The following is a 19,315-nucleotide window of genomic DNA, read 5'->3' as shown; positions in this document are numbered from 1 at the left end:
TGTAAACCTTCCGTGGGAGGCCGGCTGTGCCGGGCGAGGGGCCGGCCAACGCACCCTCACAACCCCTCCAACACCTGCGCCAACTGCCGCACCCCCGGCCTGATCCGCTGCGCGTCGATGGCGTGGAAGCCTAGCCGCATGTAGTTCACCGGCGCGGCCTCGCCGCCGAGGAAAAACTGCGCGCCAGACTCGACCAGCACGCTGCGTTGCGCCGCGGCCCAGGCCAGCTTCTGGGTGCACACCCCAGCCGGGGCGGCCAGCCAGCAGGCGCTGGCGCCGGGGCTGCCCATCGGCTGGCATTCACGCAGGTCGGCGTGCAGGGCTTGGTACAGCAGCTCGCGGCGGCGCCCGTGTTCTTCGCGAAAGCGCCGCAGGTGCGCGTCGTAATGGCCCTGGGCGAGGAAGTCGGCGAGCATCCGCTGGTTGTTCAGTGGCGGGTGGCGGTACATCAGCCGGCGCAGGGCGCGCAGTTCGTCGATCAGCTCGGCGTCGGCGACCATGTAGCCGATGCGCAGGCCCGGCGAGAAGGCCTTCGACAGGCTGCTCATGTAGATCACCCGGCCCTGGCTGTCGCCGGCCTTCAGCGCTGGCAGCGGGTGGTTGTCGAGGTTGAACTCGGCGTCGTAGTCGTCCTCGATCACCACCTGGTCATGCTCACGCACATGGCGCATCAACTCGCCGCGCCGCGCCGGGCTCATCGTCACCCCGGTGGGCACCTGGTGGCCGGGGGTCAGGTAGAGGTACTGGCAGCCGTGCAGGCGCGGGTCGACCACCAGGCCTTCGGCGTCCACCGGCTGCAGGTGCACCTGGGCGCCGTGCAGGTCGAAGATGCTCATGGCGTCCCGAAAGCCCGGGTTCTCCATGCCCACCTTCACCCCGCGGGCCATCAGCAGGCTGCCGAGCAGGTACAGCGCATTCTGCGAACCCAGGGTCACCAGGATTTCATCGGCGCGCGCCCAGATGCCGCGCTTGGGCAACACCCGGGTGCGCAATTGCTCGATGAGCATCTCGTCGTCGCGGTCGAAACGGTCGCCCAGCCAGGCCTGGTCGCGTTCGCCGCGCAGGTTGTTGCGCGACACTTCGCGCCAGCGCTCCAGCGGGAACAGGTCGCTGATCGGCTGGCCGTAAATGAACGGGTATTCAAAGCTCGCCCAGTTGCTCGGGCGCAGCACGCCGTGCTTCAAACTGGGCTGCATGCGAAAGCGCGCGGCCCAATCGGGCGCACGCTCGGCCGGCTCGTCGGCCAGGCCCGGGTGCCCGCCTGGGGTGATGCGCAGCACCGCCTCGGCGCTGCGGTCGCAGTAGTCGGGGTGCAGGTAATAGCCGCTGCGCGGGCGGCTGACCAGGTAGCCGTTGTCGAGCAGGCTTTCGTACACCAAGGCCACGGTATTGCGCGAGATCGCCAGTTGCTGAGACAGCCTGCGGCACGACGGCAGCGGCTCGCTGGCGGGGAACCCGCCACTGAGAATCGCCGACACCAACGACTCACGCAGCTGCTCCTGCAGGCCCCGTTGCTGGTCGAAATCCAGGTGATACACGTGATCGATCATGGCGCTCCCTCCGCTGGCCGCAACCCACTGAAGTTGCAATTACCACGCCAGAAAAACCCGCCGTTTCGCTGGCCAGTGCGCGGCCCTGAACTGTCCCTATCGCCCGTGCCAGGCAGCTCTCTATGGTGGCAACCAGCCCTTCCGGCAACCTCACGGAGCATGCCCATGAAACACTCGCACACCGTTTGCAAACCCGCCGGCCTGCTACGCACCCTGGCCCTGGCCGCCTGCCTGCTGGGCGTGGCCAGCACCGCCAGCGCCGACGTGGCGGACATCAAAACCCGTGGCTACCTCAGCGTGGCCACCGAAGACGACTACGCGCCGTTCAACTACATCGTCGACGGCAAGCCGGAGGGTTTCCACAAGGAGCTGCTCGAAGACCTGAAGGCCTACGCCAAGACCCAAGGCTTCGATGTGCGCCAGGAAATCCTGCCCTGGACCGGCCTGCTGGCCTCGGTGTCTTCGGGCAAATACGACATGGCCTTCACCGGCGCGCTGGTCACCGATGAGCGCCTGCGGGTGTTCAACTTCGCCCCGCCGTTCGCCTCGGCCCAGCACTTCTACGTGAAGCGCGCCGGCGACAACCGCCTCAGCGACATCGCCAGCCTGTGCGGCAAGACCGTCGGCGTGCAAGCCGGCAGCGCGCTGCTGGCGCGCCTGCCGGAACTGAAAAAAATGATGGCCGCGAAAAACTGCCAGATGGGCGACGTGGTCGAGTACCCCTCCTACCCCGAAGCCTACGCCGACCTCGCCAACGGCCGCCTCGACTACGTGGTCAACGCGCTGATTTCAGTGAACGACCTGGTCAAGACCCGCGGCGATACCTTCGCCAAGGGCATTGCCGTTTCCGGTGACGGCTTCGCCGCCTGGCCGGTGCCCAAGGCCAGCCCGGAGTTGCTGAAATTCCTCACCGGCTTCATGGACCACATCCGCGACAACGGCCGCCTGGCCGCGCTGCAGACCAAGTGGTTCGGCGAGGCCTTCCCGAGCATGCCCAAGGAACCGGTGACCAACGTCGAGCAGTTCCACAAGCTGGCCGGGATGGAATGACCTGACACGCTAACCGGCCCTTCCCCCACCACGGCAAACTGGCCGCGGCGGGCGAAGGGCCCTACGCGACGAACACCTTCCCGAGAGCCCACCATGAACCAAACCGCCTGGCTGCTGCTGCTCGAAGGCGCGTGGACCACCCTGTGGATCTGCACCCTGGCCATCTCCATCGGCGTGGTACTGGGCCTGCTGATCGCCCTGCTGCGCATGGCCCGCATCCCGTTTCTCGACCAACTGCTGGTGACCTACGTGAGCCTGGCGCGCGCCACGCCGCTGGTCACGCTGGTGCTGTTCCTGTTCCTCTCGGCACCCAGCTTCGGCCTGGCGCTGGACCGCAACACCGCCGCAGTGCTGGCGCTGACGATGAACACCGCGGCGTTCAACGCCGAGGTGTGGCGCGCGGCGTTCATCAGTTTTTCCCGCGAGCAGCGCGAGGCGGCGCTGGCCTGCGGCATGACCGAAGGGCTGTTCTTCCGGCGCATCATGCTGCCGCAGATGATCACCAGCAGCCTGCCTGGGCTGGTCAACGAGATGTCGTTCCTGATCAAGAGCAGCCCGGCCATCGCGGTGATCGGCATCGTCGACCTTACCCGGGTGACCAACCGCATCAGCGCGGTGACCTACCAGCCATTGCCGCCGATCCTGGCGGCGGGGCTGCTGTACATGCTGATCATCGGCGTGTTGATCAAGCTGCAGGCGCTGGCTGAGAAGAAAGCCAACCGCCTGGCCACCTGAGGAGCCCGCATGACCGAATGGAGTATTGTCTGGGAAGCGCGCGGCGCCTTTCTCACGGGCATGGCCAACACCCTGTTGCTGTTTGCCGTGTCCGTGCTGGCGGCATTCGTGCTGGGCTGCGCGGCGGTGTACGCGCTCAGCCAGGGCAAGGCCCTGGCCTGGGTGCTGCGTGGGCTGATCAACCTGATGCGCACGGTGCCGTTCCTGGTGCTGGTGTACCTGTTGTACTACGGCTTCCCCTCGCTGGGCGTGCGCCCCAGTGCCTGGGGCGCCGGGCTGGTGGCACTGACGCTGTACCACGCGGCGTACTTCGCGGAAATACTGCGCGGCGCGCGGCTGGTATTGCCCCCGGGGCAGGTCGAGGCGGCCAGCGCCCATGGCTTCCGGCCGCTGCGGCTGTACTGGCGGATCATCCTGCCGCAACTGGTGATCAAAACCCGCCCGCTGCTGGGCAACCAGTTGATCTACGCGCTGAAAGACACCGCCTTCCTGACCATCATCACCGTGCAGGAACTCACCGCCGCCGCCAACTCGGTGCAGGCGACCTATTTCATTCCAACCCAGGCCTTCGTGGTGGTTATCGCGGTGTACTGGGCCATCAGCATTTGCCTGGAACTGGCGCTCAAGTGGGCGGGCCGGTTCGGCGCCAAACGAGGGTTCGACCATGGCTGAAGTCCCCGCGGTGCGCATCGAGCGCCTGTCGAAGAGTTTCGATGGCGTAGAGGTGCTGCGCGACATCGACCTGACCGTCAACAAGGGCGAGGTGGTCAGCGTGCTCGGCTCTTCGGGCTCGGGCAAATCCACTCTGCTGCGCTGCATCAACTGGCTGGAGCAACCCGACCGCGGCAGCATCCACATCGCCGGCGAGCGCATCGGCGCCAGCGCCAGCGGCCAGGCGATGAAAGCCCGCGAGCTGGCGGCGATCCGCGCGCGCACCGGCATGGTGTTCCAGAGCTTCAACCTGTGGCCGCACCTGACCGTGCTGCAGAACGTGATGGAAGCCCCCGTGCAGGTGAAAAAAACCCCCAAGGCCCAGGCCCGTGAAGCGGCCCAGGCGCTGCTGGAAAAAGTCGGCATGGAGCACAAGGCCGACGCCTACCCCTTCACCCTCTCCGGCGGGCAAAAGCAGCGCGTGGCCATCGCCCGCGCGCTGGCCATGAGCCCGGAGGTGATGCTGTTCGACGAGCCCACCTCGGCGCTGGACCCAGAACGGGTGGGCGAGGTGCTGGCGGTGATGAAAAACCTCTCGGCCGAGGGCTATACGATGATCGTGGTCACCCACGAGATGGAGTTCGCCCGGGCCGTGTCGGACCAGGTGGTGTTCCTTGAAAAAGGCATCCTGATCGAAAAGGCCCCACCGGAGAAATTCTTCACCCAACCGGAAACCGACCGGGTGCGAAAATTCCTTGAATTGTCCCGCTGACTTTCCATTCACACGAGGTTGCACATGAACAAGGTGGTATTCATCACAGGCGCTACATCCGGCTTTGGCCGCGCCACCGCGCGGCGTTTCGCCGAGGCAGGCTGGGCACTGGTGCTCAGCGGCCGGCGCCTGGAGCGCCTGCAAGCGCTGCAAGAGGAACTGCAAGCCAAGGTGCCGGTGCACATCGCCGCGCTGGATGTGCGTGACGCCAGCGCCGTGGCGGCCATGGTCGAAGCGCTGCCCGAAGGCTTCACCCCGGTGCGCGCGCTGGTGAACAACGCCGGCCTGGCGCTGGCCCCGGAGCCGGCGCAAAAGGTGGCGCTGCAAGACTGGCACACGATGATCGACACCAACATCACCGGCCTGGTGAACGTGACCCACGCGGTGCTGCCGCTGCTGCTGCAAACGGGTGCTGGGGCGAGCATCATCAACCTCGGCTCGGTGGCCGGTGAGTGGCCCTACCCGGGCGGGCACGTGTACGGCGCGAGCAAGGCGTTCGTCAAACAGTTCAGCTTCAACCTGCGCTGCGACTTGCTCGCCACCGGCGTGCGGGTGACCGACATCGCCCCGGGCATGGCCGAAACCGAGTTCACCCTGGTGCGCACCAAAGGCAACCAGGCCGCTTCCGATGCGCTGTACGCCAGCACTACGCCGCTGACCGCCGAAGACATCGCCGAGCAGATCCACTACGTGGCCAGCCTGCCCGACCACATCAACGTCAACCGCCTCGAAGTGATGCCCAGCCGCCAGGCCTGGTCGCCGTTCGCGGTGGATCGCGACTAGAACAGGCAGTGGCCTAGAACCTCACCAAACTGCTGTACAGCGTCAACACCGACAGCACCACCAGCAACCCGCCCATCACCCCACGCACCGAGCGCGGCGGCCAGTGCCGGTGCAGCCACTGCCCGGCCAGGCTGCCCGCCAGCGCGGGCAACAGCAGGCTGGCGGCCAGGGCCAGGTGGGCCTGGCCCAGCACACCGAACGCCAACAGCATCAGCAACGCACAGGCACTGCTGGCGAAGAAGAACACGATCGCCGTGGCACGCATCGGCGCTGGCGCCAGGCCGCTGCGCAGCAGGTAGAGCATCAGCGGCGGCCCGCCGGCCGAGGCCAGGCTGGTGGCCAGCCCGGACCCTAACCCGGCCAGCCAGGCCGCGCCCGGCCGCGGCGGGCGCGCCGGCACCGCCGCGGGGCGCCACAGCACCAGCAACCCGCCGGCCAGGCAGAACAGCGCAATCAGCGGCGCCAACCAGCGCCCCGGCAGCCACGCCAGCAAGCCGCTGCCCAGCGGCAGCGCCAACAGCATGCCAAGCAGCAACGGCCGCGCCAGGGCCCTGTCAAAGCGCCGCCAGGCCCCCGGCCAAAGGCCCACGCTGCAGGCCAGGTCGAGCATCAGCGTGACCGGGATCACCAGCGCCGGCGGCAAGCGGGTGAGCAGGCCGAGGGCGAGGATCATCGCGAAGCCAAAGCCGGTGTAGCCGCGGATCAACCCGGCCAATGCCGCCAAGCCCATGAACATGCCCCACCTCCGCGCCGTGATTGGCGCCCACTCTAGGCGCTGCAACGCGGCCCACGGCAGGGCCAGTTAGCCCGCGCCGGCGAGCCAGCCGGGCGCTCTAAGGCGGGGCGGCAAAAGTGTATACAAAACCTTTCGCGCGCTTTTATGATGCAAAAAACGCCACGCCATCGCCGGCTCGTGCCGCCTCGCTTCAGCCTGGGCGGGCACTTTGCGCACCGCCTTGGCGCATCGGCATGGCAATTGCTCCCTGTTTCGAACCTACCGCACACACCCGAGCCTATGACCGCACCTGCCTGCACCTTCACCCCCAGCTGGCCCGCCGAACTCGAGCTGGCCTATGCCCGCAGCGGCGGCGCCACGCGCCCGGTGCTGCGCCGCCACCTGGGGCCGTTGCGGGTCCAGAAGCACCTGTACGCCGAAGGCCCCGAGGTGTGCCAGCACATCATCGTGCACCCACCCGCCGGGATCGCCGGTGGCGACCGCCTGGCCATCCGCGCCACCGCCGAGGCCGGCGCCTGGGCACAACTGACCAGCCCCGGCGCGGCGAAGTGGTACCGCGCCGCCAGCCCCGCGCAGCAAAGCGTGACGTTGCGCGCCGAGGCCGGCGCGACGCTGGAGTGGCTGCCTCAGGAAACCATCGTGTACAGCAACGCCCAGGCGCAACTGGCCACGGAAATCGACCTGCGCGGTGATGCCCGCCTATGCTATTGGGATGTGGTCGCGCTCGGCCGCCCCGCCAGTGGCGAGGCGTTCGACCACGGTTACTTTCAGGCCCGGCTGGATGTGCGCCGCGACGGCGAGCTGATCTGGCATGAACGCCAGCGCATCCACGGCGGCGATGGCCTGCTACGCTCGCCGATGGGCCTGGCCGGCTACCCGGTGTTCGGCACCCTGCTGCTGACCGGCACCGCCGAAGCCGAATGGCTCGAACACTGCCGCGCATTGCCCTGCCAGGGGCGCGGCGACCTGACCCAACTCCCCGGGCTGCTGGTGGCCCGCTGCCTGGCCTCGGAGGCCCTGCACGCGCGGGACTGGCTGATTGCCCTGTGGCGCGTGTTGCGCCCCCTGATGCTGGGGCGCCCGGCGCTGCCCCCGCGAATCTGGAACACCTGAATTCACTTTACGGAAAGCCCCATGGACCTTTCACCTCGCGAAAAAGACAAGCTGCTGATCTTCACCGCCGGCCTGGTTGCCGAGCGCCGCCTGGCCCGTGGGCTGAAGCTGAACTACCCGGAAGCGATGGCCTACATCAGCGCCGCCCTGCTCGAAGGCGCCCGCGACGGCCAGACCGTGGCCGAGCTGATGCACTACGGCACCACCCTGCTCAGCCGCGAGCAGGTGATGCAGGGCATCCCGGAGATGATCCCGGAAATCCAGGTAGAAGCCACCTTCCCCGACGGCACCAAGCTCGTCACCGTCCACCAGCCGATCGCCTGAGGCCAGCATGAGCGTGCCCGCCACCCCCGCCATCGCGCTGCGCGATGCCACCGCCGCTGACCTGCCGGCGATCCGCGACATCTACAACGACGCGGTGCGCAACACCACCGCCATCTGGAACGAACAACCGGCCAACCTGGCCAACCGCCAGGCCTGGTTCGACGCTCGCGCCAGCCAGGGCTACCCGATCCTGGTCGCGGTGAATGCCGCCGGCCAGGTGCTCGGCTATGCCTCCTACGGCGACTGGCGGCCGTTCGAAGGCTTTCGCCACAGTGTCGAGCACTCGGTGTACATCCACCCCGAGCAGCGCGGCCAAGGCCTCGGCGCGCGGCTGATGCAGGCGTTGATCGAACGCGCCCGCGACGGCGGCAAGCACGTGATGGTGGCCGCGATCGAAAGCGGCAACAGCGCCTCGATCACCCTGCACCAGCGCCTGGGCTTCGCCACCACCGGGCAGATGCCGCAGGTGGGCATCAAGTTCGGCCGTTGGCTCGACCTTACCTTCATGCAGTTGATCCTCAACCCCGGGGCCCCACCCCCTTCGGAGTAACGCGATGAATGCAGCCCAATTGCGCCGTGTCACTGTCGACAGTTTTGCCCACTATCGAACGGGCTTGGTCGAGTTGTTGCTCGATGCCGTCCGCCAAGGCGCAACCTTGGGTTTTATGGCCGACCTCGATGCCCAGCAGGCCAACGCCTACTACAGCGAGATCAAGGCCCGGCTGGCGATTGGCGACACGCTGATCTGGGTGGTGGTCAAGCATGAGCAGGTGATCGCCAGCGTGCAGTTGGCGCTGTGCCAACGGGCCAACGGCACCAACCGCGCCGAGGTGCAAAAGCTGCTGGTGTACGAGCACGCCCAGCGCCACGGCCTGGGCGCGCAACTGATGACCGCCGCCGAGCAGGCGGCGCGGCAGATGGGCCGTGGGCTGTTGCACCTGGACACCGAAGCCGGCTCGCCGGCCGAAGCCTTCTACCGTGCCCAGGGCTATGTGCGCGCCGGGGAAATCCCGGGCTTCGCCTGCCGCCCTGACGGCGACTACCGCACCACCGCCTTCTACTACAAAACGCTTTGAGGCCCTGAATGATTCCTGGCGAATACTCCATCCAGCCCGGCGAGATCGAACTGAACGCCGGCCGCCGCACCGTCTCCCTGACCGTGGCCAACAGCGGTGACCGGCCCATTCAGGTCGGCTCGCACTATCACTTTTTCGAAACCAACGACGCCCTGGCGTTCGACCGCGCCGCCGCCCGCGGCATGCGCTTGAACATTCCGGCCGGCACCGCGGTGCGCTTCGAGCCGGGGCAAAGCCGTGAGGTCGAGCTGGTCGAGCTGGCCGGGCTGCGCCGGGTGTTCGGCTTTGCCGGGCGTGTGATGGGCGCCCTTTAGGGTCGCCGCAAGCGTTTAGCGGCAAGCGGCAAGCGGCAAGCGGCAAGTCGGCTCGGGCTGGCTTGCGGTTTGCTCGGCGCTTTCAACTGTTTAGAGGACCCGCATGAAAATAAGCAAGCAAGCCTATGCCGACATGTTCGGCCCGACCGTGGGCGACAAGGTGCGCCTGGCCGACACCGAGCTGTGGCTGGAAGTCGAAAAAGACTTCACCACCTACGGCGAGGAAGTGAAATTCGGCGGTGGCAAGGTGATCCGCGACGGCATGGGCCAGGGCCAGTTGCTGGCCGCCGAGGTGGTCGACACGCTGATCACCAACGCGCTGATCATCGACCACTGGGGCATCGTCAAGGCTGACGTCGGCCTCAAGGACGGCCGCATCGCCGCCATCGGCAAGGCCGGCAACCCGGACATCCAGCCCGACGTGACCATCGCCGTGGGCGCCAGCACCGAGGTGATCGCCGGTGAAGGGATGATCCTCACCGCCGGTGGCATCGACACGCACATTCACTTCATCTGCCCGCAGCAGATCGAAGAAGCGCTGATGAGCGGGGTGACCACCATGATCGGCGGCGGCACCGGGCCGGCCACCGGCACCAACGCCACCACCTGCACCTCCGGGCCCTGGCACATGGCGCGCATGCTGCAGGCCGCCGACGCCTTCGCGATGAACATCGGCTTTACCGGCAAGGGCAACGCCAGCCTGCCCGAGCCGCTGATCGAACAGGTCAAGGCCGGTGCCATCGGCCTGAAGCTGCACGAAGACTGGGGCACCACCCCGGCGGCGATCGACAACTGCCTCAGTGTGGCCGACCAGTACGATGTGCAGGTGGCGATCCACACCGACACCCTGAACGAGTCCGGCTTTGTCGAAACCACCCTTGGCGCGTTCAAGGGGCGGACCATTCACACCTACCACACCGAAGGCGCCGGCGGCGGCCACGCCCCCGACATCATCAAGGCCTGTGGCTTCCCGAACGTGCTGCCCAGCTCGACCAACCCGACCCGGCCGTTCACCCGCAACACCATCGACGAACACCTCGACATGCTGATGGTCTGCCACCACCTGGACCCGAGCATCGCCGAAGACGTGGCCTTCGCCGAAAGCCGCATCCGCCGCGAAACCATCGCCGCCGAAGACATCCTCCACGACCTCGGCGCGTTCGCCATGATCAGCTCCGACAGCCAGGCCATGGGCCGGGTCGGCGAGGTGATCACGCGCACCTGGCAAACCGCCGACAAGATGAAAAAACAGCGCGGCGCGCTGCCCGAAGACGCCCCCGGCAACGATAACTTCCGGATCAAGCGCTACATCGCCAAGTACACCATCAACCCGGCCATCACCCACGGCATCAGCCATGAGGTGGGTTCGGTGGAAGTGGGCAAGTGGGCCGACCTGGTGCTCTGGCGCCCGGCGTTCTTTGGGGTCAAGCCCACGCTGATCCTCAAGGGCGGGGCGATTGCCGCCAGCCTGATGGGCGATGCCAACGCCTCGATCCCAACGCCGCAGCCGGTGCACTACCGGCCGATGTTCGCCAGCTTCGGCGGCAGCCGCCACGCCACCAGCCTGACCTTCATCAGCCAGGCCGCGCTGGAGGCCGGGGTGCCGGAGCAACTGGGCTTGAAAAAACGCATCGGCGTGGTCAAGGGCTGCCGCAGCGTGCAGAAAACCGACCTGATCCACAACGGCTACCTGCCGAACATCGACGTCGACCCGCAAACCTACCAGGTGAAGGCCGACGGCGTGCTGCTGTGGTGCGAGCCGGCCGACGAGCTGCCGATGGCGCAGCGGTACTTTCTGTTCTGACCGGAGGGCCCTTCGCCCGGCACAGCCGGCCTCCCACCAGGTTTGTGTAAGTGCTTGATTTACTGGGCAACACAGACCCCGTGGGAGGCCGGCTGTGCCGGGCGAGGGGCCCTGAAACCCGGCTACCGCCCCCAGCCCGCCCGCGGATCGAAGCGCGACTGCGCCGCCAGGCGCTCCCACAGCTCGCGATCGGCCTCGCTGGCCGGCGGCATCACCACCTTCAACTGCACCAGCAGGTCACCCCGGCCGCCGGCCTTGGCGCGCAGGCCGTGGCCCTTGGCGCGCAGGCGCTGGCCGTTGTGGCTGCCTTCGCGCACGGTGAGGTTGAGCTTGCCGGTCAGCGTCGGCACTTCGATCTTGCCGCCCAGCGCCAGCTCCCAGGGCGCCACGGGTACTTCGACGACCAGGTCCGCGCCCTCGACCTTGAACAGCGGGTGCGGGGCCAGGGTCAGGGTGATGAACAAGTCGCCGGCGGCGCCACCGGCCACCCCCGGCGCACCCTGGCCCTTGAGGCGAATGCGCTCGCCGTCGCTGACCCCGGCGGGGATCTTCACCTTCAGGGTTTTGGTCACGTCACTGGTGCGCTGGCCGGCCGCGTTGTACTGCGGCACCTTGAAGCTCACCTGCTTGGGCTCCTCGCTCAGGGCCTCTTCGAGGAACACCGCGAGGTTGAGGTCGACATCCTGCCCATCACGGGCTGCGCTGCGGGCCTGGCCGCGGCCGCCGCCGGCGGCACCGAACGGGTTGCCGCCACGCTGGTTGCCGAACAGGCTGCTGAAGATGTCGGAGAAATCCCCACCGCCGCCGCCAAAGCCGCCAGCGCCCGGGTGGCCCTGGAACGGCCGCTGGCCGCCGTAGCGGCGGATTTCGTCGTATTCGGCGCGCTTGGCCGGGTCGCCCAGGGCCTCGTAGGCCTCGGAGGCTTCCTTGAACTTTTCTTCGGCGCCCGGGGCCTTGCTTTTATCCGGGTGGTACTTGGCCGCCAGCTTGCGATACGCCGCTTTGATTTCTTTGTCGTCGGCCGTAGGCGCAACGCCCAGTACCTTGTAATAGTCTTTGAAATCCATGCTCGGATCACCACCTCAAACAGTTGAAAGCGCACGGGGCGCCCCTCGCCGTTGGCCTTGGCCACGGGCGGGAGCAAGGTGTGCGCCGGATCGATGCCTTCAAGATTGGGGTGGCCGGCGATCTTTCAAGGCAACCCCCAGAGAAATAACGGATACCCGGCCTTCGATTCCGTGCCGCGCTGGCATACACTGCGCGGCCGTTTTTCTTCAAGGGCAGTACCATGAAGCACGACACCCCGGCCCGCGCCTGCGGCATCGACTTCGGCACCTCCAACTCCACCGCCGGCTGGCACCGCCCTGGCCAGGCCAGTTTGCTCGCCCTCGAAGACGGCAAGATTACCCTGCCCTCGGTGGTGTTCTTCAACGCTGAAGAACGCCGCCCGGTGTACGGCCGCCTGGCGCTGCACGAATACCTCGAAGGCTACGAAGGCCGGCTGATGCGCTCGCTGAAAAGCCTGCTGGGCTCCAAGCTGATCAAGCACGACACCAGCGTGCTGGGCACGGCCATGCCGTTCAAAGACCTCCTCGGGCTGTTCATCGGCGAGCTGAAAAAACGCGCCGAGGCCAGCGCCGGGCGCGGCTTCGACCAGGTCGTGCTGGGCCGCCCGGTGCACTTCGTCGATGACGACGCCGCCGCCGACCAGGAAGCCGAAGACACCCTCGCCGCGGTGGCGCGCAAGGTTGGCTTCAGCGAGGTGTCGTTCCAGTTCGAGCCGATCGCCGCGGCCTACGACTACGAAGCCAACATCCAGGGCGAAGAGCTGGTACTGATCGTCGATATCGGCGGCGGTACGTCAGACTTCTCGCTCATCCGCCTGGCGCCAGAGCGCCACTACCTCGACGACCGCCAAGCCGACATCCTCGCCACCGGCGGCGTGCACATCGGCGGTACCGACTTCGACAAACAGCTGAACATCCAGGGCGTGATGCCGCTGTTCGGCTACGGCAGCCGGATGAAAAGCCAGGCCTTGATGCCCACCAGCTACCACCTGAACCTGGCCACCTGGCACACCATCAACGCGGTGTACGCGCAAAAATCCCAATTGGCCTTGGCCAACATGCGCTACGACATCGAAGACAGCCTTGGCATCGACCGGCTGTTCAAGCTGATCGAACAGCGCGCCGGCCACTGGCTGGCGATGGAAGTCGAAGCGAGCAAGATCGAGTTGACCGACCAGCCGCAGCGCCGGGTCGACCTGGGCCGCATCGAAGCCGGGCTGGATGTACTGCTGACCCGCGACCTGTTCGAAAGCGCCATCGACGGCCTGCTGGAGCGGGTGCGCGGCGGTGTGGGCGAGTTGCTCGCCAGCGCCGGGGTGAGCGCTGGCCAGGTCGACACGGTGTTTTTCACCGGTGGCTCGAGCAGCATCCCGGCGCTGCGTAACAGCGTGGCGGCCTTGCTGCCCAAGGCCCGCCACGTTGAAGGCGACAATTTCGGCAGCATTGGCAGCGGCCTGGCGATCGAGGCGCGCCGCCGCTACGGTTGATCAGACCAGCCCGGCCTCGCGCAGCTCGCTTTTGAGGTACGCGTAGTACACCGGGCCGGCCACCACCCCGGGCAGGCCGAAGGCGGCCTCGAACACCAGCATCGCCAGCAGCAGCTCCCAGGACTTGGCGCGGATCTGCCCGCCGACGATGCGCGCGTTGAGGAAGTATTCGACCTTGTGGATGAGGATCAGATAGCCCAGCGCCGCCACCGCCACCCAGATCGAAATCGACAGGCCGACGATGGTGATCAAGGTGTTCGACATCAGGTTGCCGATCACCGGCAGCAGGCCGAGCAAGAAGGTCATCACGATCAGGGTTTTGGTCAGCGGCAGCTTGATCCCCACCAGCGGCAGCACCACCGCCAGGAACACCGCGGTGAACGCGGTGTTGAGCAGCGAGATTTTGATCTGCGCGAAAACGATGTTGCGAAACGCCGTGACCAGCAGGTGCAGGCGGTCGTACAGCGCCGAGGCCAACGGCCGGCGGGTGCTCTGCTCGGGAATCTGCTGCAGGGCGATGATCGCCCCCAGCACCATGCCGATCAGCAGGGTGACGAAGGTGTGCGCGGCGTCGCGGCCGATCAGTTGCAGGTCGGAGAGGTGCTTGCTGCCCCAGGCGCCGATGGCGGTGCGGAACTCCGCCGCGCTGGCCGGCAGGTAGGCGTCTACCGCCGGCGGCAACTGGCCACGGGCGCGGTCGACCACAGTCATGAACTTGTCGAGCGAGGCGCCGGGGTTTTCCACCTCGTGCAGCACGAAGCTGATCGCCCCGGCGAAGATCAACGCCAGCACGCTGACGATCAACGTGCCCAGCAACGCCACCGCCAGCCAGCGCGCGCGGCGCCCGGCAATCAGCCGTTGCAGTTGCGGGGTGAGCATGTTGACCAGCTCGAACACGAGCAAACCGGCCAGCAGGCTGGGCAGCAGGCGCAGCGGCAGCACAAGCAGCAGCCCGCCCATGACGATCAGCCAACTGGCAAACAACACATGGCGCTGGGAAAAGGTCGGCATACGGCCTCGGCAAGGCATGAGGGGACAGGCAGTCTGCCAGCCTTGCGCGCACTCGGCCAGTGGCCAGGCCACGGCCGGTGCGCAAGTGAGGCTATTTCTCCAAGCAGGTGCTCATGAATGTTTTGCGCGCATCGCCCTTGAGGTTCTGGCTGGTGGCATCCGCATTACAGGTTTTCATCTTCTGCTGCTGGGTGGGCGCCGCAGCGCTGCCGCCTTTGAGGCAATTGCTCATGAACGCTTTGCGCTCATCGCCTTTGAGGGTTTTCGCCTGGGGCTCGGCGTTGCAGGTTTTCATCCGCTCTTGCTGGGCCGTGGCAGCCATTACCGGGGTGGCCAGGCAAGCACACATCAGCCACGCCAGCACATGCAGTTTGTTCATGATGCGTTCTCCGTAGCGGCTGGCCCGCATGGCTAGCCTGGAGAAAGCTTAGACAAAATTGCTTACAAACCTTTGGCTCGACAGAAACTTCGAACTCTTTGCCAGCTGGGCGGCTCTGAGCCATTACAGGGCCGCTATCGGCCACCTCGAAGGAGCGATGCCATGTACAAACTTACCCTGACCACCCTCTGCGCCGCCGCGCTGCTCGCCGGCTGTAATACCACCCCGCAGAACCCGGTGGATTTCGTCACCTACCGCAATGAGCCGCTGGTCAAGCAGGTGCAAACCGGCATGACCATGCAGCAGGTCAACACCGTTGCCGGGCCACCCTCCACCGTCGTGGCCGGCACCGCGGGCTCGCCCAATGGCACCTGCAACAACTACATCCTCAACCGCGACGGCGCCCAGCAGCCGTACTACGTGAGCTTCGACAGCTCCGGGCATGTGGCCAGCAAGGGCTTCATGACCTGCGACCAGCGCAAGCAGAACGAAAAGGCGGCGATGTAGGCCCGCTGGCGGGGAGGGGCAAGGGGTCAGTGGGAAGTGGCAAGTAAAAGCCCTGATTTTTTCAGGTGGTTTTACTGAGCGCATGAGCTTCATGGCCCATCGCCCGGCACAGCCGGGATGCCGGACCACGGCCTCCCACGGGTTCTGTGTTGCCGCGTAAATCAAGTAGTTACACAGACCTGGTGGGAGGCCGGCTGTGCCGGGCGAGGGGCCCTGAAGCTCATGCACCGAATCAGCAGCGCTCACAGACCGCCCCCCCCTCCATGAACCCCGCACCACTGGCCTGATGCGATAAAACTTTTCAACCCAGCAGCCACTCCCATCCTTACTGACCATGCCTTCAGAGCGCGGCAGTAACCGTGACCTCACCTAGCCTGGAGACAACCATGCTCAATGTTCAATTGACCGACAAAGACACCCTGCGCGAGCGCGCGCGCCAGCACGTGGACCAAGGCGCGGTGACCGAGGGCTACCACGCCGACCGCGAGGAAATCCTGCGCCTGCTCAACGAGTCGCTGGCCACCGAGCTGGTGTGCACCCTGCGCTACAAACGCCACTACTTCATGGCCAACGGCCTGAAGGCCAGTATCGCCGCCGACGAATTCCTCGAGCATGCCCAGCAGGAAAGCGAGCACGCCGACAAGCTGGCCGAGCGTATCGTGCAGTTGGGTGGCGAGCCGGAATTCAACCCCGACCTGATCTCGCAGATGTCCCACGCTGAGTACAAGGCCGGCAACAGCCTCAAGGAAATGGTCTACGAAGACCTGGTCGCCGAGCGCATCGCGATCGACAGCTACCGCGAGATCATCCAGTACATCGGCGACAAAGACCCGACCACCCGGCGCATCTTCGAAGACATCCTCGCCCAGGAAGAAGAGCATGCCGATGATATGGCGGATATTTATGAGGAGATCAGCTGAGCGCTGGGGCGCTCAGCTGACACAGGTAAGTTTGAGCGGCAAGCGGCAAGCGGCAAGCGGCAAGCGGCAAGCGGCAAGCGGCAAGTTAGAGACGCACCAAGGCCGCATCCCTCCCGGGATGCGGCCTTTTTCTTGCCGCTTGCAACTGACCACTTGCCCCTGCCCCACCTACGGTTTCACGGTTTTGGGCGCCTTGCCCGCCTGCATCTGCTGCAGCAACGGCGTGCATTGGTTCTGCTCGCCACCGCTGGGCGCCACCAGCGCCAACAGGCCCGCGGCCGGGGCGACGATCGCGCCCAAGGCGACCATGCCGGCCCCGCGCAGGATCAACGGCACCGCCTGCACACCGGCCGAAGGCTTGGCGAATGGCCCGCGCACGTACAGTGGCGAGCGCAGCGAGATGAAGCGGAAGCCCTTGGACTCCGGGGTGACCTTCATGTCGAGCTGTTCGGTCTTGAAGTTGGCGTTGCCGTCGATGTAGATGATTGCGTTCTCGGTGTCGAACAGGAACAGGTTGGTCGAGGCCAGGCCGTCCTTGATGCCGATGTCGGCGGCGGCGCAGTTGATCTCCACTTCCTTGTCACCGAAGATTTTACCCACCACGTAGTTACCCACGTTCAGGCCGGCGATTTCCATCAGGTCGCGGCTGACCGCGCCGTCGTTGATCAACAGCTTCAGGCTGCCATTGGAGGTGCCGAGCAGCGCCGCTACTGAATTGCCGGTGCCGGCAAAGTCGGCGTCACCGTTGAGCTGGCCGAGGCTGGTGCGCATCGGTTCGAAGTCCGGGAACAACTGCTTGAGCTGGAAGCCCCGGGCGGTGAGCTGCACGCGGGCCTGCAGCGGTGTGGCCTGGCCATTGAGGTTGGCGCGCGCGTCGAGCTTGCCGCCAGCCACGCCAAAGCTCAGCGGTTGCAGGTTCAGCCGGCCGTCGTCGAGCACCACGTGGGTGTAGAGGTCAGTGAACGGCAGCTTCTCACTCTTGACGATGCGCTTGCCGGTGAACTCCACGTCGGCATCCATTGCCCGCCAGCGGTCGGTGCGGAACTGCTCGACCGGCAGCACCTTGCCCTCCGGCTGCTTGCTGGCGCCGCCACGGGCTTTTTGCTCCTGATTGGAGTCGGCGCCGATCAGCGGCGCCAGGTCGGCGAACAGCAGCTGGTTAGACACCAGCTTGCCGCTCAGCTTCGGCCGCGGCTGGCCGTTGACGAAGCCGAGGTCACCGTGAATGTCGCTGTTGCCGATCTTGCCGTTGAAACCTTCGTAGCGAAAGCTGGCGCCCGCCGGGTCGTGCAGCTTGGCGATCAGGTGGCCGTCGGTGCCGTAGGGCGGGGTGTCGGGCAGGGTCACACCGGTCAGCGGGTAGAGGTTACCCAGGCTGCTGCCGGCCAGCTTCAGTTGTAGGTCCAGTGCGCCCAGGTTGCGCGGGTCGGTCAAGGTACCCACCACCTGCGCTTCGGTTTGCGCAATGCTCACCCGCGCTTGCACTGGGAACGGCTGCTTCGCGTCTTGCAGGGCCAGCAGGCCGCCGATCTTGCCGTCGCCGTTCAGTGGCATGCCTTTATAGTGGCCGGTCACCTTGAAGCCGAAAGCGTAGTCCTGGGCGGTCGCGCCTTGCTCGCTCACGCGCTTGGCGGCTTCGGTCTTGCCGGCCAGGTCATTGAACGGGATCGGCTTGCCGAGGGGGTCGATGATCACGTCGGCGTCGGTGTTCAGTTGCTGGTCGTTGTAGGTCACGTGGCCTTTGTCGAACTTGATCGCGCCGATGTCGATCACCCACTTCGACGGCTCGGCGGCTGGGTCTTTCGGGCCGAAGTCGAAGGTCCAGTTGTTGCGCCCGTCTTTCAAGCGGAACAGTGCCGCCGAAGGCTCGCTGAGGTCGATGCGCGGGATGCTCACCCGCTGCGCCAACAACGGCAGCGGCGCCAGGCGGAACTCGATGCGTTTGAGGCTGGCCATCTGCGGGGTTTGCGCCCAGTCCGGGTTACCGAGGGTGATGTCTTGCGCAACGAACCGCGGCCACGGCACCCAGGCGCGCCAGCCGCCTTCGTCGGGCTCGCGCGCCCATTGCACGGCCAGGTCGCCGTTGATCGCGAAGGGCCGGTGCAGCGCGGCCGAGACCTTTTCATTCAAGGTCGGCTTGATGCGGTTCCAGTCGAAGGTGGCGATGAACACCACTAACGCGGCGATGAGCAATACAAGGACGGCCAACGTCCAGGACAGGATCTTGCGGGTGCGCGTCATGCTGGGTTTCCTTTGGCGTGAGGCGGGCTGTACAAGCTTTATACAAGCGCATAGTGGGTAGACGCCCGCGAGGCCCACGGGTTCGGTGCGCGGCTAACCGTCCAGTTTTTTCGATAGGGCGGGGCGCACCCAGCCGGTGCGAAAAGTTCCCCGACTCCCCGTAACAGGGCATTTCAATTATGCGCTAGCCATTGATTATCAAGGCATTAAGCCAACAATCAATTTGGTTGATTGTTACCATCGCGGCTTTCAACTTTTCTATCGAAATACTCGGCGTAACATTGGCTTCGTAGACAAATTTCAGCCCAGTTACGGAGCACGCCCTCATGAAACGCCAAGTACTCGCCCTGACCCTGTCGATCCTCGCCGCCAGCAGCCTGACCTTCCAGGCCGCGCAAGCCCGCAGCCTGTCCCATGACAGCGCCCAAGTCGACGTGAAAACCGCCACCCTGGTTGCCCAGGACGGTGCCGACCGCAGCCTCAACACGGTCGCCCAAGACGGCGCCGATCGCAGCTTGAACACCGTTGCCCAAGATGGCGCGGATCGCAAACTGAACGACGTGGCCCAAGACGGTTCGGATCGCAGCCTGAACACCGTTGCCCAAGACGGCGCTGACCGCAGCCTGAACACCGTCGCCCAAGACGGCGCTGACCGCAGCCTGAACACCGTTGCCCAAGACGGCGCTGACCGCAAACTGAACGACGTCGCTTGAGTCGCTTAGCGGTAATGCCCCTGTAGAAGCCCGGCCCTGTAGCCGGGCTTGATTTTTTCCTGCCTGCGCCCCCCGCCCCCTT

General features: G+C 66.0%; 21 protein-coding genes. 15 read left to right on the top strand and 6 right to left on the bottom strand.

The features are described from left to right. Positions 1-56: 56 nt before the first annotated feature. On the bottom strand, positions 57-1,550 hold the full coding sequence (locus tag ACFZCE_RS10070) for an aminotransferase class I/II-fold pyridoxal phosphate-dependent enzyme (protein ID WP_390938491.1): 1,494 nt from the start codon (positions 1,548-1,550) through the stop codon (positions 57-59). A gap of 165 nt (positions 1,551-1,715) precedes the next feature. On the opposite strand from ACFZCE_RS10070, the gene ACFZCE_RS10065 reads away from it, so the two are divergent. From ACFZCE_RS10065 to ACFZCE_RS10045, 5 genes are all read left to right on the top strand, one after another. Then, positions 1,716-2,600, top strand: a complete 885-nt coding sequence (locus ACFZCE_RS10065; RefSeq protein ID WP_390938489.1) for a transporter substrate-binding domain-containing protein — start codon at positions 1,716-1,718, stop codon at positions 2,598-2,600. 93 nt (positions 2,601-2,693) lie between these two features. Next, entirely contained in the window at positions 2,694-3,335 is a 642-nt protein-coding gene (locus ACFZCE_RS10060) for an ABC transporter permease subunit (protein WP_390938487.1), read from the top strand. Between the two features lie 9 nt (positions 3,336-3,344). Continuing rightward, positions 3,345-4,007, top strand: coding sequence for an ABC transporter permease subunit (locus ACFZCE_RS10055; RefSeq protein ID WP_390938485.1), 663 nt, complete (start codon positions 3,345-3,347; stop codon positions 4,005-4,007). Next, complete coding sequence (locus tag ACFZCE_RS10050; RefSeq protein ID WP_390938483.1) at positions 4,000-4,758, top strand: ATP-binding cassette domain-containing protein; 759 nt, start codon at positions 4,000-4,002, stop codon at positions 4,756-4,758. Before ACFZCE_RS10055 ends, ACFZCE_RS10050 begins: the two co-directional genes overlap by 8 nt. 24 nt (positions 4,759-4,782) lie before the next feature. Continuing rightward, positions 4,783-5,541: an SDR family NAD(P)-dependent oxidoreductase gene (locus ACFZCE_RS10045; protein ID WP_390938481.1), complete on the top strand. Its 759-nt coding sequence runs from the start codon at positions 4,783-4,785 to the stop codon at positions 5,539-5,541. Positions 5,542-5,554: 13 nt separating this feature from the next. Here the strand turns inward: ACFZCE_RS10045 and ACFZCE_RS10040 are convergent, their stop codons facing one another. Continuing rightward, complete coding sequence (locus ACFZCE_RS10040) at positions 5,555-6,277, bottom strand: TSUP family transporter (protein ID WP_390938479.1); 723 nt, start codon at positions 6,275-6,277, stop codon at positions 5,555-5,557. A 279-nt stretch (positions 6,278-6,556) separates the two neighbouring features. Here ACFZCE_RS10040 and ACFZCE_RS10035 point away from each other — a divergent pair, with 279 nt between their 5' ends. The 6 genes from ACFZCE_RS10035 (at position 6,557) to ureC (ending at position 10,908) form a co-directional block, all read left to right on the top strand. Further along, entirely contained in the window at positions 6,557-7,390 is an 834-nt protein-coding gene (locus ACFZCE_RS10035; protein WP_390938477.1) for an urease accessory protein UreD, read from the top strand. A 21-nt stretch (positions 7,391-7,411) separates the two neighbouring features. Then, the gene (gene ureA / locus ACFZCE_RS10030; RefSeq protein WP_390938475.1) at positions 7,412-7,714 is read left to right on the top strand and encodes an urease subunit gamma; all 303 of its coding nucleotides are present in this window, start codon (positions 7,412-7,414) and stop codon (positions 7,712-7,714) included. 7 nt (positions 7,715-7,721) lie between these two features. Continuing rightward, entirely contained in the window at positions 7,722-8,264 is a 543-nt protein-coding gene (locus ACFZCE_RS10025; protein WP_390938473.1) for a GNAT family N-acetyltransferase, read from the top strand. Between the two features lie 4 nt (positions 8,265-8,268). Beyond that, positions 8,269-8,790: a GNAT family N-acetyltransferase gene (locus tag ACFZCE_RS10020; RefSeq protein ID WP_390938471.1), complete on the top strand. Its 522-nt coding sequence runs from the start codon at positions 8,269-8,271 to the stop codon at positions 8,788-8,790. Positions 8,791-8,798: 8 nt separating this feature from the next. Further along, positions 8,799-9,104, top strand: coding sequence for an urease subunit beta (locus ACFZCE_RS10015; RefSeq protein ID WP_390938469.1), 306 nt, complete (start codon positions 8,799-8,801; stop codon positions 9,102-9,104). A 103-nt stretch (positions 9,105-9,207) separates the two neighbouring features. After that, positions 9,208-10,908: an urease subunit alpha gene (ureC, locus tag ACFZCE_RS10010; RefSeq protein WP_390938467.1), complete on the top strand. Its 1,701-nt coding sequence runs from the start codon at positions 9,208-9,210 to the stop codon at positions 10,906-10,908. A gap of 122 nt (positions 10,909-11,030) precedes the next feature. On the opposite strand, the gene ACFZCE_RS10005 is transcribed toward ureC, so the two are convergent. After that, positions 11,031-11,975: a DnaJ C-terminal domain-containing protein gene (locus tag ACFZCE_RS10005; RefSeq protein WP_390938465.1), complete on the bottom strand. Its 945-nt coding sequence runs from the start codon at positions 11,973-11,975 to the stop codon at positions 11,031-11,033. Positions 11,976-12,196: 221 nt separating this feature from the next. On the opposite strand from ACFZCE_RS10005, the gene ACFZCE_RS10000 reads away from it, so the two are divergent. Continuing rightward, the gene (locus ACFZCE_RS10000; protein WP_390938463.1) at positions 12,197-13,462 is read left to right on the top strand and encodes an Hsp70 family protein; all 1,266 of its coding nucleotides are present in this window, start codon (positions 12,197-12,199) and stop codon (positions 13,460-13,462) included. On the opposite strand, the gene ACFZCE_RS09995 is transcribed toward ACFZCE_RS10000, so the two are convergent. Then, the gene (locus ACFZCE_RS09995) at positions 13,463-14,473 is read right to left on the bottom strand and encodes an AI-2E family transporter (protein WP_390938461.1); all 1,011 of its coding nucleotides are present in this window, start codon (positions 14,471-14,473) and stop codon (positions 13,463-13,465) included. Between the two features lie 91 nt (positions 14,474-14,564). Further along, positions 14,565-14,852 carry a PsiF family protein gene (locus ACFZCE_RS09990; RefSeq protein WP_390938459.1) on the bottom strand — a complete coding sequence of 96 codons (288 nt, stop codon included), beginning with the start codon at positions 14,850-14,852 and terminating at the stop codon, positions 14,565-14,567. Between the two features lie 162 nt (positions 14,853-15,014). On the opposite strand from ACFZCE_RS09990, the gene osmE reads away from it, so the two are divergent. Together osmE and ACFZCE_RS09980 are read left to right on the top strand one after the other, a co-directional pair. Further along, positions 15,015-15,359: an osmotically-inducible lipoprotein OsmE gene (osmE, locus tag ACFZCE_RS09985; RefSeq protein ID WP_390938458.1), complete on the top strand. Its 345-nt coding sequence runs from the start codon at positions 15,015-15,017 to the stop codon at positions 15,357-15,359. A gap of 386 nt (positions 15,360-15,745) precedes the next feature. Further along, the gene (locus ACFZCE_RS09980; protein WP_390938456.1) at positions 15,746-16,279 is read left to right on the top strand and encodes a ferritin-like domain-containing protein; all 534 of its coding nucleotides are present in this window, start codon (positions 15,746-15,748) and stop codon (positions 16,277-16,279) included. A gap of 168 nt (positions 16,280-16,447) precedes the next feature. Here ACFZCE_RS09980 and ACFZCE_RS09975 read toward each other — a convergent pair whose 3' ends face one another. Then, on the bottom strand, positions 16,448-18,520 hold the full coding sequence (locus tag ACFZCE_RS09975; RefSeq protein WP_390938454.1) for an AsmA family protein: 2,073 nt from the start codon (positions 18,518-18,520) through the stop codon (positions 16,448-16,450). Between the two features lie 326 nt (positions 18,521-18,846). Here ACFZCE_RS09975 and ACFZCE_RS09970 point away from each other — a divergent pair, with 326 nt between their 5' ends. Continuing rightward, entirely contained in the window at positions 18,847-19,233 is a 387-nt protein-coding gene (locus ACFZCE_RS09970; RefSeq protein ID WP_390938452.1) for a heme utilization protein, read from the top strand. Positions 19,234-19,315: the final 82 nt, after the last annotated feature.

The organism is Pseudomonas sp. NPDC007930 (assembly GCF_042958985.1).
Lineage (GTDB): Bacteria > Pseudomonadota > Gammaproteobacteria > Pseudomonadales > Pseudomonadaceae > Aquipseudomonas.
Note: the sequence above shows the minus strand (reverse complement) of the source record. Positions and strands in the feature narration are given on the sequence as shown.